Source organism: Candidatus Schmidhempelia bombi str. Bimp, from assembly GCF_000471645.3.
Classification (GTDB): domain Bacteria; phylum Pseudomonadota; class Gammaproteobacteria; order Enterobacterales; family Orbaceae; genus Utexia; species Utexia bombi.
Genome location: NZ_AWGA01000099.1, coordinates 1 through 1,351, shown reverse-complemented (window position 1 = coordinate 1,351; position 1,351 = coordinate 1). Strand labels below are relative to the sequence as shown.

Genomic DNA, 1,351 nt, shown 5'->3' with positions numbered 1-1,351 from the left:
ACGCGTTGGTAAGCTTAGTCCAAAATTATAATTATCATCTTCGGCAATAAAACCATAAGTTAGAAAATCTTCTGTCCAACCGTTGTTGCGAGTAGTACTTTCTATATTACTATCTAGTTTTTCTGCTTTCCAAAAATAATGTCTAAATTGTTTTTCGGCTTCAGTGCCCATCCAGCTAGTATCGACGCCCATATCCGCATACATCCCTTTAGCGTCACTGCGAATTCCGCCACCCGAGGGATAGGCTTTAAGGTCATTATGTAAACGTAAAATATAGTCCTCTTCTAAAGAATTTAATGTATCGCGTAAATTAGGCAGTACACAACTGCCCCACGTTATATCTAATTGTTGGTTAATTGCGCGATTACGGTAATCTGCTGGAATATGCCGCATAATCTCTAAATATCGACTTTCGGCAATCTCTATCGCTTTTTTATAGGCTTCATACCGTTTTTTATATGCGTCAACGGTAATGGTTTGTTCAAGTAAATAACACTCTTGTGGATGTAATATGCCCATTTTCTATTCCTCTTTTATTTATACCAGTTACCAATATTTTGGGTTAAGTCAGGAACGCCCAGATAGGTGATCCCATCATCTTGATAATTAATTTCGCCATATCCCCAGTTAGTTGGTTTACGTCCACTAACATATGAACGCTCTAATTGTCTAGGATCGAGAAAAATTTGTACCGCTCCGCCAGGTATATAATAGTCTGTTTTATCAATATCCTGTGATGCGGCTTTTCCCTCCCAGACTTTTAACGTTTTGCCCTCGGGGACAGTATAGGTCACATATTCGCCATTACCATTCCATTCCGTCAGCACCGCATATTTTTCACGCCACTCTGCGCGTGAGGTTAATTTTTCAAACTCTTCAATCCGCATCCAACATGTTGAGTTATCAGCGCTTTTCGGATCAATGACGCGCGCAAGTTTAGTCCCTGCTGGTAACTCTGTTGCCGCTAAATCGTGAAAAGTTTTAAACCCATTTTCTAATGGACCTAATCCATTTTCTGAAATATCAGGATAGCCTTTGGTTATTAATTTTTTATATTTATCATCTAATTCGTCTATTGCTTTTAATTTATTACCCGATCTTCGATAATAACTAGGTAACTTATCCGCCTGCTTAATAATTTCATGATCCTTTATACGGTTTATTTTATCGAAATTAGTCCCATGGGAGACTCGAAACATATCATCACTTTCATGATGTAACCGATAAATAAAACGCTCTATTAGCTCATTGACTGGCGCCAGGGCATTGGCTATATAGCGATCGGATAAATTCCGAGTATGATGTAGTTGCCTCCATACGGCTTGAGTCTGTTTCACCATTTTTTCCGGTA

General features: G+C 38.8%; 2 pseudogenes. Both read right to left on the bottom strand.

Features of this window, described 5'->3' with window-relative positions:
- A pseudogene (locus O970_RS09035) lies at window positions 1–519 on the bottom strand (hypothetical protein); the annotation flags it as partial.
- A 14-nt stretch (window positions 520–533) separates the two neighbouring features.
- Window positions 534–1,351: pseudogene (locus O970_RS09030) on the bottom strand (hypothetical protein); the annotation flags it as partial.